We start from the raw sequence: 14,921 nt of genomic DNA, 5'->3' as shown, positions 1-14,921 counted from the left end.
CCGTTCGGCTGCGCGTCAGCGTCCGTGAGCGAGAAGCTGCGCTGCGAGTCCGAGTGCCGCGAGTGCGATCGCGACCGTGCACGCGCCTGTCCATCCCGCCATTGGCCAGAGGCTTCCGGCCAGCGCCGATCCGGCTGCGCCGCCGGCGAAGCACAACGTCATGAAGATCGCGTTGATGCGACTGCGCGCCGACGGTCGCAGGGCGTAGACGATGGACTGCGAAGCGGCCATCACGGCTTGCTGCCCCGCGATCAAGACGATGACGCCAGTGGCCAGACCGACGATCGTCGATCCGGCGGCAAGCATCAGCAGCCAGGCCGCCAGCTCCAGAACGAGACCGATGGTGATGATGATCTCGGCATGCCCGGCATCGGCCAGCCTGCCGGTCAACGGCATCAGGACGACACCGACGACCGCCAGCAGACTGAAGGCTCCGATGGCCGTCGTGCTCCATGCGAACGGGGGACCGGAAAGCCGCAGGGTGATGGCGGCGAGCTGGATCGCAAACGCCGACATGGCCAGTGCCGCGACGAGGGTCCGGCGACGAAGAGCAGGCAGCTCACACAGCGGTGTGATCAGCGATCGCAGCAGACGGAGGTAGCGGGTCGCTGTGAGGCGGGTGGGGGAGCCGTGTCCGTCGGAGAGCCGACGCTGGAGGAGCAGCGTCGTGAGGATGAGGAGCCCGGCGATGATCCAGTAGCCGCTGCGCCAACCGACGAGGTCGGCCAGTGCTCCGCTGGCCGCGCGGCCGACCAGTCCGCCGGAGAGCACGCCGGCCATGACGGTGCCGACCGCCCGTCCGCTGCGGTCCTCGGGTGCCAGGGCGGCGGCCATCGGCACCAAGACCTGAGCACCGACCGCCGCGACGGACGCGGCCACGGTCGTCGCGATGAGCACCGGGCCGCTCGCCGCAGCCGTCACCGCGATCAATGCGACGGCGGTCGCCAGCAGCAGTGCCGCTGACAACCGCCGCTGACGCAGGACGTCGCCGAGCGGGGATACCAGCAGCAGGCCGGCGGCGTATCCGACCTGCGTGCCGGTCACCAGCCAACTGGCCTGCGCGGCCGACAGCCCGTACTCGGCTGAGAGCCGGTCGAGCAGGGGCTGGGCGAGATAGAGCGCGGATGCCGCCAGGCCGGCGGCCAGGGCCATCAGGCGGAACAGGCCCGGGCCAGCGACGGTGTGGCTCCGGTGCCCGCCCGTCCCAGGTGCGTGACCCGGCCTCGGTTCCGGGTTGACGGGATGCGGGGCGGTCATGCATCCAGGCTCGGTGGGCGACCACAATCTGTCCAACAGATCGTTGTCAGCCTACAATCGATCTGCGTCATGATCGTGGAGGGTCGAGTGTGGAACTGCAGCAGCTGAGGTACGTGATCGCTGTGGCCGAGACTCGGAACTTCACCCGTGCGGCCGAACGGTGCCACGTCGTCCAGTCGGCCCTCAGCCATCGGATCGCGGGCCTGGAACGGGAGCTCGGCGTGCGGCTGTTCCTTCGGACCAACCGGCGAGTCGACCTGACCCCGTCCGGTGCCGCCTTCCTCCAGGACGCACGTGAAGCGCTAGCGGCTGTCGATCGCGCGCGATCGGCTGCGCTCGCCGCCTCTGGAGAACTCACCGGCCGGCTGTTGGTCGGCTCGATTCCCAACCTCACGGCGCTGGACCTGAACGCATCCCTGCGGGCCTTTCGTGACCGGCATCCGGGGGTCGACCTCCAGGTGATCGCGCGTCGTAGCGAGGACATGTATCAAGCCGTGCTGGAACGCTCGGTCGACATCGCCTTCATCGCCTCGCCGATCGGGGCCACCAGGCGCGGCGTCGTCGATCACGAGCTGGCCCGCGACCGACTGGAGCTCGTGGTGTGGCCGGGACACCGTCTGGCCGGCCGAGCCCGGGTGCGACTGGCAGACCTGGTCGGTGAGGAGTTCGTAGACTTTCCTGCCCAGAGCCATGCCCGAGCAGAGTCCGACGCCGCATTCGACCAGGCCGGCCTGACCCGCCGGGTCTGCGTGGAGGTGGACAACACCGACGCCTTCCGCGCCGCGATAGCCGCCAGACTCGGTATCGGCATGCTGCCGCGTGACCCCTCGACCGCCAGCACCGGCCTTCTCGCCGTGCAGGTCGAGGACGCCCCACGAAGAACGCAGCGAGTGATCTGGGCCAAACCCCCCTCACTAGCCGCTTTGGCGCTGATCGACGAACTCCCGCTGTCGAGCGTGATCAAGAGGTCGGCGCACTGACCTCGGTTCCCCGGATGAGCGTTCGCATCGTCGACGACGGGGGGACAGAACCCATCCGCAAGTCCTGGCCGTCGGCGACTGGACCGACGAGCTGGGAGGCCAGGACGGCGACCGCGAGGAGTACTACTACACCGTGCGGCGGACCGTGCCCGGCTCCATCTTCCACGCCTCGGCCGCGACCACCACCAAGGAGGGGAGCTCTCATAGGCGAGTAGGCGCGGTCGGTGCTGCACTCGTCAGGACGGGAAGCACGCACTCCAGCACTACGACGCATCCGTCCTCTTCGACGCGGGGGTGAACATCCGTGCGCTCTCCGAATACCTGGGTCACCACGACCCGGGGTTCACGCTGCGCACCTACACCCACCTGATGCCGTCCAGCTAGGCCTGCACTTGCCGCACGATCGCCGCCGTGTTCAGCGGGCCGTGACAGGTAAGCCGGAGACGGCCCACGGCGTATAGCGGGTCTCTGACCTGCTATGACCTCTGTATCCGGCTTACATGCAGACTCGTCCGCTCCGCGCTCTTCCCGACATGCGCCGGTCCCGTCGGTCCAGCTGAGGCGCGGCACGAATGCACCTGGCCAAAGCCCTGTGCGCCCACCCCTGAGCGACTACCCCTGCGCGTTGGCGATGACGCGTTCGAGAAGCGCGACGAGCGTGTCGCGATCGCGTCCGGCGATGCCGTCGAGGAGCCGCTCTTCCGCGGCAGCGAGTGCGGTCTCGCCGTCGCCGAGCGCAGCCTCTGCCCGTGGGGTCGGGTGGATGCCGACGATCTTTCCGTGGACGGGATGCGGGTGCCGTTCGATGTATCCGGCGTGCTCCAGCCTGCCGGTCGCGTAGGCGATGCTCTGCGGGCGAACGTTGGCGCGACGGGCCAGCTCGGCGGTGGAGACTCCCGGTTCTTCGATGATCATCCGCAGTGTTCCCAGGAGCGAGCTGGAGAGACCGAGGGGGCTGAGGGACGCGTCGATGAACTGGTCGGCGAGGTTCTCGGCGCGCCACAGCACTCGGGAGAAGGAGTCGCTCACGCTGTCGATCTTCCCCTGACCCATCTTGACAGTCAACTGCGACATGTCGCAGAGTCTCTGTCATGAAGACAGAGAACTGTGACGTTCTGCGGGTGCGTACCAGGTGGGTAGCGCTGACGGTCCTGCTGGTTGCGAACTTCCTGGCAGTGCTGGCATCCACGATCGTCACGGTGGCGATCCCGAGCATCAGGGCAGGGCTCGAGCTGTCCGATACGGCGACCGTCTGGGTGCTCGGGGCGTACGCGCTCTGCTACGGCGTGGTGCTGATCCCGGGCGGTAGGTGGGGTGATCTGGCGGGCCGGAAACGAGTGTTCCTGGTGGGGCTGGCCGGGTTCTGCCTGGGCGGTCTGATCGCCGCGACAGCGCCGCAAGGGTGGGTGATGATCGCCGGGGCCGCGATCCAGGGGTGCGCGGCCGGGCTGACGGTCCCGCAGGTGCTGGGCAGCATCCCTGCCCTGTTCGCTCCGGAGGAGCGCGGGCGCGCATTCGGCCTCTACGGTGTCGCGACCGGCCTGGGGGCCGCGGTCGGCCCGCTCGCGGGAGGTCTGTTGCTGGCCTGGGATCCGGCGGGCCTGGCGTGGCGGTCCGTGTTCGGGGTGCTGGTCGTCCTGGGCCTGGCCGCGCTCGTGATCGGATGGCGTGTCCTGCCCGCCTCCCCGAAGCGACCGGGCACGATCGATGCCCTCGGGACCGCGCTCCTCGCGCTCGCGCTGGTCCTGCTGCTCGTCCCGCTCACGCTGAGCCAGCACGACGGGTGGTCCGCCGCGAGCATCACCGCTGCCATCGCATCCGGCCCTGCACTCGCGCTGTTCGCGTGGCGACAGCACACCCGGCAGGTGCACCGCCAGGAACCCCTGCTTCGCCTCACGTTGCTGCGCCATCGCGGCTTCACCGCAGCGCTGCTCGTCGGGCTCTGCTACTTCGCGGCCTTCCAAGGAATGCTGTTCGTCGCCGCTACCTCCCTCCAGGCAGGCAGCCACCTCACACCCTTGGCCGCAGGTCTCTGCCTGACCCCCTTCGCGATTGCGTCGATGGTCGTCTCGCTCCAGTCCGACCGCATCACCCGGCGACTCGGCACCCGTACCATCGCGGTCGGCGCAATTCTCGTGATCGTCGGACTGGGCACCGCCATCGCCGTCACCAGCACGAACACCGGTCCGGTAGCCCTCGCCGCTGCCCTCGTGATCGTCGGACTCGGCCACGGACTCATCGTGCCGCCCAACGTCGCGTTCGGACTCCGCGACATCCCTCCCGCCCTCGCCGGCGGCGCAGGAGGCGCGATCAACACGGTCCAACGGATCGGGCAAAGCCTCGGCGTCGCCGCCATCGGCGGAACCTTCCTCGCCTCCGCCACCACGAACGGCTACGACCGAGCCCTCCCGGTCGCGCTCGCCACCGGCGCGCTCGCCGCCGTCGCGACGCTCATCGCCGCACTTGTCCTTCCCCGCAGCCCACGCCGCCCGTAAGGGGGCGAGCTCCAAGTAAGGGCCCGGGCCGGTCAACGGCGACAGCGGGCCAGGACACGCTCACGAGCCTCGGCCGTGCTCAGCGAGCCGTCGGCGACTCCGTCGAGCAACGCGAGACCTGCTGCGCTGGGCTCGAGGCCCTCGGCGCGGACCGAGGCGAGCGCCTCGTCGACGTCAGCGCGTTGCTGCGCAGCCCCGAGCAGTTGCTCGTAGCGGGCCACGGACAGCACCACCGCCTCGGGCTTGCGGTGCGCGCCGACGAACACCGGGTCCGCATCCGGATCCTGCACCCGCCTCAACACAGCCGCCAAGCCTGCACGGAACTCACGAAACGACAACACCTCGGGTGCCCGCATATCTGGAGCGTACCCGAACGCGTACGCATGTGAGTACGCCTATCGGGCGGACGGCCGGGCCGCCGACGGTGGTCACGACCCCCGTAGGCGGAACATGTCCACCAGGTGCGGCCAGGCGTCCCGGCCGATCGATGCATCGGTGCCGGGTTCGCCGCCGCGGGCCATCGTCATGCCGTGCGGTTCCGGGACCGGCTCCCCGGGCAGCAGGATCCGGTGCCCCGCGTCGCGGTGGACGACCACCGTCGTCTCCCGGCCGTTCGCTGCGCGGCGTTCGGCGATCTGCGCGGCGAACACGTCGGACGGCCAGACGCGGTCGTCGCCACCACCGGTGACGAGGACGCGGGCGGTGATCGTCTCGACCGGGATGGTCGCGGCCGGGACGAGACCGGCGTAGGTGTCGAGGCTCTGCTCGTAGAGGCCCCGGAAGGCCGGTGGGCCGTCGTCGTCGGGCGGGCGCCAGGTGCCGTCGTAGGGAACGAAGGGGACCGGCTGTCCGGCGTCGGTCCAGCTGGAACGCACCGGGCGGACGGAACCGTCGTGACCGGGACCGACGTTGCCCCACGCCACGGCGGTGGGGGAGAAGGCGGCGACTGCCCTGATCCGGTCGTCGCGCGCGGCCAGCAGCAGCGCCGCTTCGGCTCCCTTCGAGATCCCGACGACGCCGAGATGGTCGGCGAGACCGGCGAGCCGGTCGAGTGCCGGACCGAACGTCTCGAGGGGGATCTCGCAGATGCCGGGAGCCTGACCCGGCCCGCCGAACCAGCGGATCGACAGCGCAGCGGCGCCCCGACCGGCCAGCAGGCGGACCCGCTCGGTCTCGATCGTGCCGCTGGACCCGGAGAGCACGAGGACCGCCGCAGTGGGGCGTCCCGATGCGGGAGCGGCGAGGAAACCCTCCGGATCGGTCAGGCGGGACTCCACCTGCCCATGATCACGGCGGCGTCCGGCGAGTGCACGTCGGCGTCCAACCGGTATCGGAGCCGACGGGTTCCGCCGATCGGGTCGTCCCTGGCACGCTGGCGGCATGACACACCACCGAAAGGACCGTGCCACGTAGGCGTCCGGCCCAGGTCAGGGCTCGTAACCAGAGGCAGAAGCACCCCACGCCGATCCACGGAGTTCCGCTCGCGACGAGTCGTGCGCTCGACCGTCTCGACCGGCCGCGGCTTTCCTCCGCGAGCGTCCGGTTGGAGCTGCGCTGGTGGAAGCGCGTCGCTCAACAGCCGCGGCGCGCGTTGCAGGACGACCGCCTCGACTGGGTATTCGTGGGCTCGATCCCGCGCGACACGCTCGAAGCGGCGATGAGCGCCCTCTCGCGTCGCCATCGGGCGGCGCTGCGCCGGCAGGTCGCACGATGGGACGCCCTGTTCATCGCGAAGACCGTGAACAACCCGGACGTTCCCACCGAGCTCCCTTGGTGGAAAAGACGCATGTGAGCGGCGCACCGCCGCGGCCGCCGAGGCGGACCGAGCGGCCGGTGGCCGTCAGCTGAGCCCCAGCATCTCCTGCGCCGTCTCCACCGGCACGCTCTGCTTGATCACCGTGCCGTCGACCTCGGTCACCGCGACGGCGATCCGCACCGACGACACCAGCCAGACGGCGTCGGCGTCGAACAGGTCCTGGGCGTACAGCGGCTCGGTCGAGGTCTCCCACCCGGCGGCCGCGGCGGCGTCGAACAGGGCGTGCTGGGTGGTGCTCGGCAGGATCGCGCCCTCGGCGGCCGGGGTGCGCATGCGGTTGCCCGGTCCGACCACGACGACCGACGCGGTCGGCGCCTCCAGCAGCCGGCCGTCGCCGTCGGTGTAGATGACGTCGTCGGCGCCGCGGCGCTCCGCCTCGCGCAGCGCGGCCATCGCGACCGCGTAGGACAGAGTCTTCGCCGCCCCGAGCAGCCACGGCGACGCGGCCACCCGGCCGGCGTCGATCCCGCGGTCGAGCAGCACGACCGAGACGCCGTCGCGGCGCTGGACCAGCGTCGACGCCGCGAGCGGGTTGGTCCGTACGAACGCGGTCGGGCGGCCACCGGCCGGGCCGCGGGTGCAGATCAGCCGCAGCATCAGCTCGTCGTACCCGGGCGGGGTCTCGGCGAGCGCCGTGGCGACCGCGTCGCGCCACTGCTGCTCGTCGGGAAGGTCGAGATCGGCGTAGGCGGCGGAGCGGCGCATGCGGTCGAGGTGCGCGCGGAAGCCGACCGGATCGCCGTCGCGGACGACGAGGGTCTCGAAGATCCCGTCCCCGCGGACGACGCCGTTGTCGTCGACGAGCAGCAGCGGGTCCTCGGGGGACCGCAGGCCCCCGTCGAGCAGGACGACGACACCCGGCCACTCACTCGTCGGCACGTTCGGCACGACCTTTCCCTGGACGACGGCTGGTACGCCCCGATCATGACGGAGGGGCCGGCGTGCGGCGGTGCCAGGGTCGGACCGCCCACGCTCACATGAAGTTGCGGGTGTGCAGTGCCGACAGCTCCGCCGCCTCGTCGGGCGGGAAGCCCAGCCGCGAGAGCCGCTGGCGCCGGCCGTCGTCCATCGCGTGGTGCAGCTCCTGCACCGCGGCGTGCCCGCGCTCGATCGCCTCCGGCGTCCACGCGCCCGCGGCCAGGATCACCAGCGAGTCGAAGACGTCGGCGTTGAGCCCGGCGGTGTCCTGCAACGCGTCGTGCCGGCGTTCGATGGCGGTACGCAGCTTGCCCGGCAGCGTCTTGTCGAGAGTGCTCTGGTGCTCCAGGTGCGCGACGCCGAACGCGACGTGGCGGGCCTCGTCGACCCGCGCCATGCGGGTGATCTGCGCGGTCACCGGGTCCGGGGCGTGACGCTCCAGGAACGACAGCAGCGACAGGAAGCTGCCCTCGCCCAGCACCGACAGCAGGAACGACGCCAGCGAGAAGTCCGGCTCGGCGAGCAGCGTCGCCAGCGACGACCGGCCACCCGCCGACGAGGTGCCCATCTCCCCGCCGTGCATCAGCGCGCGCCGGGTGAAAACCTCCATGTGCCGGGCCTCGTCGGCGGCCTGCACCGCCAGCAGCTGCTGCACCTCGCGGAAGTGCGGATGCACCCGCGCGAGCAGCCCGGCCGGGACGACCAGCGCGGCCTGCTCGTTCTCCACCAGGTAGGTCATGACCTGCACGACGGCCTGCTCGACGTCGTCGGGCACGTCCGACGGCGCCGCCCAGTCGATCGCCGTCGCCGGGTCCCACTGCGCCGCGGCGGCGTGCGCGTAGAGCCGCGGCGCGAGGTCGGCCCAGACGACGTCGCGGTCGTCGATGTCGAAACGGGTGCTCGGCCCGCCGGCCTCGACGAGCGCGCCGCGGGCGGCGAGCCCCCAGTGCGCCGGGGGACGGGCGACGATGCCGTCCACCCCCGGCCCGCCGGCCCGCTCCGCGCCCGCCCACCGCTGCAGCTCGGCGGCGCCGCGGGCGATCTCCCACGTCGCGGCCCGGTCCGGGACGACGGCGAAGCCGTGCCCCTTCGCCCGCGCCCACGCCCGCAGGTGCACCCCCAGCGCCGGGTCGCCGCCGGTGACAGTGACCCGCTCGCCGACGGCGAGGGCGTTGAGCTCGCGCTGGAGCAGGAGGTGGGCGCCCCGCTCGAACCCCAGATAGCCGAGGTCGAGCGGGGCGCCCGGGACGTCCCTGGTCACGGGCGGTAGTCCGCCGCGGTGACCGCACCGTCGGCGTCGTAGAAGCCGGTCTCGTCGATGGCCCGGGTCAGCGGCCCGAACCCGGTGGTGCGGCCGGGCACCCACTGCTTGAGCCCCTCGAGGTCGAGCAGCGGGCGGACGGCCGGGTCGGCGTAGGACATCGACTCCAGCAGCCGCACGAACTCCTCGGACTCCGCGGCCGGGGCACTGTCGATGATCGCCATCGTGCAGTGGTCGAACGGGTCGGTCTGCCCGATGATCCGGGTCGACCCGGGCGGCAGCGTGCCCTCCTGCCCGAACAGCAGGTGGTTGGCGTCGATCATGCAGGCGGCGTCGACCTCACCGGCGATCAGCGCCTTCGCGGCGTCGCGCTCGCCGCCGATGTGGTCGCCGTGCAGCCCGACACCGATGTCGAACCGGCGCACGTCGATGTCGGTGACACCCTGCTCGCGCAGGTAGGACAGCGGGAGCAGGGTCGCCTGCGGGGAGTCGACCGCACCGACGGCGACGGTCTTCCCGGCCAGGTCCGCGATCGACTGGATCGGCGAGTCCGACCGCACGACGACGACCGAGGTGAGGTCCTGGTCGGTGTCGCGCATCACCGCCGACCGCACGGTGCGGCCCTGCGCGGCGGCCAGGCGCTCGGTGCGGATCCACGCGAGCGGGGAGTTCCACGCCGCGTCGATCCGGCCGGCGACGAGGTCGTCGACCTGGCGCTCGTAGTGGGAGTACAGGACGTAGTCGAAGTCGAAACCCTGCTCGCGGAACCAGGTGCGGAACCCGTCCCAGATGGTGACGACCTTGGGGTCGTAGGCGACCCCGCCCATGATCAGCGTCATCACGCCTCCCCGAACAGCGGCAGGCCCAGGGTCGCGCGGCCGACGAAGTCACGCAGCGCCTCGGTCGTCGGCGCCATCACGCGTGCGGCCAGGGCGTCGCGGTAGCGGCGCTCGATGCCGAGCTCCTTGCGGAACGCGGCACCACCGCACAGCCGCAGCACTCCGTCACCGACCTCGGCCGCGGCCTCCGCGGCGACCGCCTTGACCTGCAGGACGCGCAGGGTCGCGTCGGCGCGGCCACCGCCGGCGGCGGCGAGGGTGTCGGACAGGAACGCGCGGACCTCGTCGGCGCGGGTGCGCAGCTCGGCGTAGGCCAGACGCGCGGTCGGCTGCTCCGCCAGGCTCTGGTCCAGGTGCTCCAGCCGGGTGTTCTGCAGGTGCGCGGCGGCCTCGTCGAGCAGTGCCTCCATCAGGCCGAGGGAGACGGCGGCGTTGCCGATGAGGAACGTCGGCAGTGCCGCGGCGAGCGCGATGTCCAGGCCGGCGCCGTCCTCACCGAGGCGGGCGGTGTCGTCGACCAGGGCACCGTCGGCGCTCATCGGGCGCGAGGAGTTCCCGCGCAGGCCGAAGCCGTCGAACTCCCCGGCGACGGCGATGCCGGGGGTGTCGGCGGGGACGTACCAGAGGGTCATCGGCGCGTCGGCCGAGACCGGACGGCTCGACCAGACGTAGCTGTTCGCCTCGCCTGCGGAGGTGACCCAGCTCTTCTGCGAGTCGAGCCGGACCTGGCCGTCGTCCTGCCGGGTGGCGGTACCGACCGGCGCCCAGAAGTGGCTGCGCGAGCCGCGCTCGGAGAACGCGAGGGTGGTCAGGTTCTGACCGGCGGCGACCTCCTGGCGGATCTCGTCGGGGGCCTGGGCCTCGAGCACCGAGGTGCCCGCGAAGTGCATGAGCAGCACCATCGCGGTGGACGCGTCGACGCGGGCGACCTTCTCGAGCACGTCGGCGGCGTCGGCGAGCGTGCCACCGGCTCCGCCGACCTCGGGGGCGCTGATCAGGCCGAGGGTCCCGGCGGCGGCGAGGGCGTCGATGCTCGCGCGCGGGAACGCGCCGGAGCTGTCGACCTCGGCGGCGGCTGGCGCGACGGTCTGCTCGATCGCCTTCGCCGTCTTGTCGACGACGTCGGACAGCTCGAGCGGGGACTGGACGGATGCGGACACGGAAGACGCTCCTCGCGGGTCACGGGTGTGATCGCGGCGGAGCGCGCACCGACGTCAGCTCGGCATGGAGTGGGCTCGGACCGGGAGGGTCGCCGCGATCGAAGGACACCGCCCGACCGGGCGGCTCGGCAGGGGTGCTCAACGACGTCGGAACACGATCCCGCCTCCTCCCGGTGGTGCCAGGCCCGCGTCGTGGGTACGACTATCGGGCGAGCGCTGACATCCTCGGCTGCGGTGTCGTGGCGGCGCAAGGCCTCGCGGGTGCGGTGATGATCCTTTTCCGGGGCGTGACGACGGTCATGTGGCGGGGAGATGACGAGCACGTGGCGCCGCGGGGTCACCGAGGGGCAGGGGGAGGTCGTCGTGACCGTGGAGTTCTCGGCCGAGGTGTTCGAGTGGCGCGGGCCGGCGCCGTTCCACTTCCTGCGCATCGCGGGCGACGACGCCGAGGAGGTCGCCGATCTCGGCCGCGGCGTCAGCTACGGCTGGGGCATGGTCCCCGTCGACGCCGAGATCGGCGCTACCCGTTGGACGACGTCGTTGTGGCCCAAGGACGGGGGATACCTGCTTCCGCTGAAGGATGCGGTGCGTGACCGCGAGGGGATCGCAATCGGCGACCGGATCACCGCCCGGGTGATGGTGCGTGATCCGGGCGGCCGATGAGCATCTCGGCTCCACGGTGTTCGTTGGCTCGCCGACGGCAGGACGCCCACGTCCCGCCCGGGGAGGAGTGCCATGCCGAACGGAGCCAGGACGCGCGGACGGCTCGGTCGTGCGACGACCGTGACCGTCGCGGTGACGACGGCGATCCTGGCCGCGGCCGGCACGGCCACCGCCGCACCCGGCGACCTGTTCGGCCCCTCCGGCGGCACCACCTACGTCACCCCGGACAACCCCGGCCCGTTCAACGGGACCTTCGAGAAGGGCTCCGGGACCCGGCGGGTCACCGAGCGCTACGGCGCCCCCGAGGGCGGCGGTACGTCGTCGCTGGAGCTGAACACGCCGAAGTCCGGCGACAGCGCGCTCTACGCCACCGGTGAGGTCGAGGGGCCGCTCGAGACGTTCCGCGACAGCAGCTACTGGGCGTTGCGAGGCAACGGGAGCAGCCCCGACGCGGCACCGGCGATGAACATCGCCGTCGACCGGAACGGCGGCGAGATCGAGCCGCAGGACCTCGTCGGGCTGGTGTTCATCCCGTCGTCGAGCCCGGCCGGGCGCTGGACCCGCTACGACCTCGGGTCCGCCTCGTTCTGCTTCATCCGGGTGTCCGGCGGCGTCGACCCGTACAAGGAGTGCCGCGACGGCGCCCCGAAGCGGACCATCGACGACGTCCTCGCCGAGTTCCCCGACGCCACCGCCTACGCCGCCGGCGTCGGCCTGGGCACCGGGACACCCGGTGCGAGCGGGGCCGCGGACCTGATGCGAGTCGGGGACCGGACCTACGACTTCGAGCGGTCCGCCCCGCGCCCGGAGGGCAGGGCGTCGGGGCCCCTGACCCTCCCCGGTCCCGGCCGCTCTTGACCTGAACCGAGATTCAGGTCCCACGCTGGGCGGCATGGATGTCACGCCACCGATCAGCCGCTTCGACCAGGCCTACACCGAGGGTGACCCGCCGTGGGTGATCCCGGGGCCGCAGCCCGCCGTCGTCGCCCTGGAACGCTCCGGCGCGCTGCACGGGCGGGTGCTGGACCCGGGCTGCGGGATCGGCGAGCACACGATCCTGCTGGCCCGGTCCGGCTACGACGTGCTCGGCGTCGACGGCTCGGCCGCCGCGCTGGACCGAGCCCGCCGCCGCGCCGTCCAGGAGGGCGTCGACGCGACGTTCGCACAGGTCGACGCGCTGGCCCCGGGGGATCTCGGCACGTTCGACTCCGTGCTCGACAGTGCCCTGTTCCACCTGTTCGATGCGGGTGACCAGGCCCGCTACGCCGACGTGCTCGCCGGTCTCGTCGCCCCGGGCGGGGTCGTGTACGTGCTCGCGCTGGCCCGCACCGGCGGTGCCGAGTTCGGCCCGGTGATCGACGCCTCGGCGATCACCGACGCGTTCACCGGACCGGACTGGGCGGTCGAGGAGATCGCGGCGACGACCTACCGCGGCGTCGTCACCCCCGGGCAGGCGGAGTCCTACGGCGAGCCCGCCGGGACCACGGTGGACGTGCCGGCGCACCTTGCCCGGATCCGGCGGCTGGGGTAGCAGCCCCGGCCGCGACGGAGTTCGGCAGAATCGCCGTCGCACCACCGACGACGCGCACAGGGGAGGACCGTGACGTGAGCACGGAGACGATCGAGTTCCAGGCCGAGGCCCGGCAGCTGCTCCGGTTGATGATCCACTCGATCTACTCGAACAAGGACGTCTTCCTGCGCGAGCTGATCTCGAACTCCTCGGACGCGCTGGACAAGCTGAAGCTCGCCGCGTACCAGGACAAGGATCTGGGCGCCGACACCGCGGACCTGCACATCGAGCTGGTCCCGGACGCCGAGGCACGCACGCTGACGATCCGGGACAACGGCATCGGCATGAGCCGCGACGAGGTCGTCGACCTCATCGGCACGATCGCGAAGTCCGGCACCGCCGAGCTGCTTGCGAAGCTCGAGGAGGCCGGCGGCGACGCCGAGTCGCAGCGCAACCTGATCGGCCAGTTCGGCGTCGGCTTCTACTCGGCGTTCATGGTCGCCGACCGGGTCGAACTGACCACCCGCAAGGCCGGGACGAGCGAGGGCGTGCACTGGAGCTCCGACGGCGAGGGCTCCTACACGATCGAGCCGGCCGACGACGCGCCGCAGGGCACCGCGGTCACGCTGCACCTCAAGGCGTCCGACGCCGACGACCACGTGCACGACTACGCCGACCCGTCGGTCCTGCGCCGGATCGTGAAGACCTACTCGGACTTCATCACCTGGCCGGTGCGGATGGAGGTGACCGTCCCCGCGCAGGAGGAGGGCGGCGAGCCCACTACCGAGGACGAGACGCTCAACTCGATGAAGGCGCTCTGGGCCCGGCCCCAGAAGGACGTCACCGAGGAGGAGTACGCCGAGTTCTACCGGCACGTCAGCCACGACTGGCAGGGCCCGATGGAGACCATCCGGCTCGCCGCCGAGGGGACCTTCGAGTACCAGGCGCTGCTGTTCCTGCCGCAGATCGCGCCGATGGACCTCTACATGCGCGACGCCCGCCGCGGCGTCCAGCTCTACGTCCGGCGCGTGTTCATCATGGACGACTGCGAGGCGCTCGTCCCCGAGTACCTGCGGTTCGTCAAGGGCGTCGTCGACGCCGCGGACCTGTCGCTCAACGTCTCCCGCGAGATCCTCCAGCAGGACCGGCAGATCTCGGCGATCCGCCGCCGCCTGGTGAAGAAGGTGCTCTCCACCATCGGTTCGCTGCGCGACGAGCAGCCGGAGAAGTACGAGACGTTCTGGGACCAGTTCGGGCGCGCGCTCAAGGAGGGCCTGCTCTCCGACCCGGACAACCGGGAGACGATCCTGTCGGTGTCGGCCTTCCCGACCACCCACTCCGAGGGCGAGACCGGCGGGACCACCTCGCTGGCCGCCTACAAGGAGCGGATGAAGGACGGCCAGGACGCGATCTACTACATGACCGGCGACTCCCGGTCCTCGATCGAGTCCTCACCGCACATGGAGGCGTTCCGCGCCAAGGGCTACGAGGTCCTGCTGCTCACCGACCCGGTCGACGAGGTGTGGGTCGACGCCGTCGAGGGCTTCGACGGGACCCCGTTCCACTCCATCGCCAAGGGCCAGGTCGACCTGCAGAGCGACGAGGAGAAGGAGCAGGCGAAGGAGCGTCAGGAGGAGTTCGCCGAGCTCTGCGAGTGGATGGCCGGCGTGCTGTCCGACGACGTCAAGGAGGTCCGGCTCTCCTCGCGGCTCACCACGTCCCCGGCGGTGCTCGTCGGCGACGAGGCGGACATGACCCCGACCCTGGAGAAGATGTACCGGGCGATGGGCCAGGAGCCGCCGAAGGTGCAGCGCATCCTGGAGCTGAACCCGACGCACCCGCTGGTCGTCGGGATGCGTGCCGCGCACGCCGAGGGCAAGGACGAGACCGAGACCGCCGAGCTGCTCGCCGGGATGGCGCTGCTCGCCGAGGGCGGCGAGCTGACCGACCCGTCGAAGTTCGTGACGATGCTGGCGGGGCGGCTGGAGCGCACCCTCTGAGGACTCTGAGGACACGGAGGAG

At 71.5% G+C, this 14,921-nt stretch carries 15 protein-coding genes; 7 read left to right on the top strand and 8 right to left on the bottom strand.

Annotation, left to right across the window (positions count from 1 at the left end):
- Positions 1 to 15: 15 nt before the first annotated feature.
- Positions 16 to 1,152, bottom strand: coding sequence for an MFS transporter (locus tag ACLE50_RS06455; RefSeq protein WP_410942475.1), 1,137 nt, complete (start codon positions 1,150 to 1,152; stop codon positions 16 to 18).
- Positions 1,153 to 1,346: 194 nt separating this feature from the next.
- Here ACLE50_RS06455 and ACLE50_RS06450 point away from each other — a divergent pair, with 194 nt between their 5' ends.
- The gene (locus ACLE50_RS06450; protein WP_410942474.1) at positions 1,347 to 2,237 is read left to right on the top strand and encodes a LysR family transcriptional regulator; all 891 of its coding nucleotides are present in this window, start codon (positions 1,347 to 1,349) and stop codon (positions 2,235 to 2,237) included.
- Positions 2,238 to 2,849: 612 nt separating this feature from the next.
- On the opposite strand, the gene ACLE50_RS06445 is transcribed toward ACLE50_RS06450, so the two are convergent.
- Positions 2,850 to 3,311, bottom strand: coding sequence for a MarR family winged helix-turn-helix transcriptional regulator (locus tag ACLE50_RS06445; protein WP_410942473.1), 462 nt, complete (start codon positions 3,309 to 3,311; stop codon positions 2,850 to 2,852).
- 17 nt (positions 3,312 to 3,328) lie between these two features.
- Here ACLE50_RS06445 and ACLE50_RS06440 point away from each other — a divergent pair, with 17 nt between their 5' ends.
- A complete protein-coding gene (locus ACLE50_RS06440) occupies positions 3,329 to 4,732 on the top strand; it encodes an MFS transporter (RefSeq protein ID WP_410942472.1) in 1,404 nt (467 codons plus the stop codon).
- A gap of 32 nt (positions 4,733 to 4,764) precedes the next feature.
- On the opposite strand, the gene ACLE50_RS06435 is transcribed toward ACLE50_RS06440, so the two are convergent.
- Both ACLE50_RS06435 and ACLE50_RS06430 read right to left on the bottom strand, forming a co-directional pair.
- A complete protein-coding gene (locus tag ACLE50_RS06435) occupies positions 4,765 to 5,088 on the bottom strand; it encodes a type II toxin-antitoxin system prevent-host-death family antitoxin (protein ID WP_410942471.1) in 324 nt (107 codons plus the stop codon).
- A 72-nt stretch (positions 5,089 to 5,160) separates the two neighbouring features.
- Positions 5,161 to 6,009, bottom strand: a complete 849-nt coding sequence (locus ACLE50_RS06430; RefSeq protein ID WP_410942470.1) for an acyl-CoA thioester hydrolase/BAAT C-terminal domain-containing protein — start codon at positions 6,007 to 6,009, stop codon at positions 5,161 to 5,163.
- 266 nt (positions 6,010 to 6,275) lie between these two features.
- Between ACLE50_RS06430 and ACLE50_RS06425 the strand changes: the two genes are divergently transcribed.
- On the top strand, positions 6,276 to 6,524 hold the full coding sequence (locus ACLE50_RS06425; protein WP_410942469.1) for a hypothetical protein: 249 nt from the start codon (positions 6,276 to 6,278) through the stop codon (positions 6,522 to 6,524).
- Between the two features lie 48 nt (positions 6,525 to 6,572).
- Here the strand turns inward: ACLE50_RS06425 and ACLE50_RS06420 are convergent, their stop codons facing one another.
- The 4 genes from ACLE50_RS06420 to ACLE50_RS06405 form a co-directional block, all read right to left on the bottom strand.
- Entirely contained in the window at positions 6,573 to 7,427 is an 855-nt protein-coding gene (locus ACLE50_RS06420; RefSeq protein ID WP_410942468.1) for an aminodeoxychorismate lyase, read from the bottom strand.
- Between the two features lie 94 nt (positions 7,428 to 7,521).
- Positions 7,522 to 8,727, bottom strand: coding sequence for a ferritin-like domain-containing protein (locus ACLE50_RS06415; RefSeq protein ID WP_410942467.1), 1,206 nt, complete (start codon positions 8,725 to 8,727; stop codon positions 7,522 to 7,524).
- Positions 8,724 to 9,566 (bottom strand): phosphate/phosphite/phosphonate ABC transporter substrate-binding protein, encoded by an 843-nt coding sequence (locus ACLE50_RS06410; RefSeq protein ID WP_410942466.1) that lies wholly within the window; start codon positions 9,564 to 9,566, stop codon positions 8,724 to 8,726. Before ACLE50_RS06410 ends, ACLE50_RS06415 begins: the two co-directional genes overlap by 4 nt.
- Positions 9,566 to 10,726, bottom strand: coding sequence for an acyl-CoA dehydrogenase family protein (locus tag ACLE50_RS06405; RefSeq protein WP_410942465.1), 1,161 nt, complete (start codon positions 10,724 to 10,726; stop codon positions 9,566 to 9,568). The genes ACLE50_RS06410 and ACLE50_RS06405 overlap by 1 nt, the downstream gene beginning before the upstream one ends.
- A gap of 363 nt (positions 10,727 to 11,089) precedes the next feature.
- On the opposite strand from ACLE50_RS06405, the gene ACLE50_RS06400 reads away from it, so the two are divergent.
- From ACLE50_RS06400 to htpG, 4 genes are all read left to right on the top strand, one after another.
- Positions 11,090 to 11,389, top strand: coding sequence for a DUF1905 domain-containing protein (locus tag ACLE50_RS06400; RefSeq protein WP_410942464.1), 300 nt, complete (start codon positions 11,090 to 11,092; stop codon positions 11,387 to 11,389).
- Between the two features lie 72 nt (positions 11,390 to 11,461).
- Positions 11,462 to 12,247, top strand: coding sequence for a hypothetical protein (locus ACLE50_RS06395; RefSeq protein ID WP_410942463.1), 786 nt, complete (start codon positions 11,462 to 11,464; stop codon positions 12,245 to 12,247).
- A gap of 34 nt (positions 12,248 to 12,281) precedes the next feature.
- Positions 12,282 to 12,920, top strand: a complete 639-nt coding sequence (locus tag ACLE50_RS06390; RefSeq protein ID WP_410942462.1) for a class I SAM-dependent methyltransferase — start codon at positions 12,282 to 12,284, stop codon at positions 12,918 to 12,920.
- A gap of 74 nt (positions 12,921 to 12,994) precedes the next feature.
- Positions 12,995 to 14,899, top strand: coding sequence for a molecular chaperone HtpG (gene htpG, locus ACLE50_RS06385; RefSeq protein ID WP_410942461.1), 1,905 nt, complete (start codon positions 12,995 to 12,997; stop codon positions 14,897 to 14,899).
- Positions 14,900 to 14,921: the final 22 nt, after the last annotated feature.

It is taken from the genome of Pseudonocardia phyllosphaerae, assembly GCF_046546475.1.
GTDB lineage: Bacteria > Actinomycetota > Actinomycetes > Mycobacteriales > Pseudonocardiaceae > Pseudonocardia > Pseudonocardia phyllosphaerae.
The sequence above is the reverse complement of the archived record's forward strand: the minus strand, read 5'-3'. Positions and strand labels throughout refer to the sequence as shown.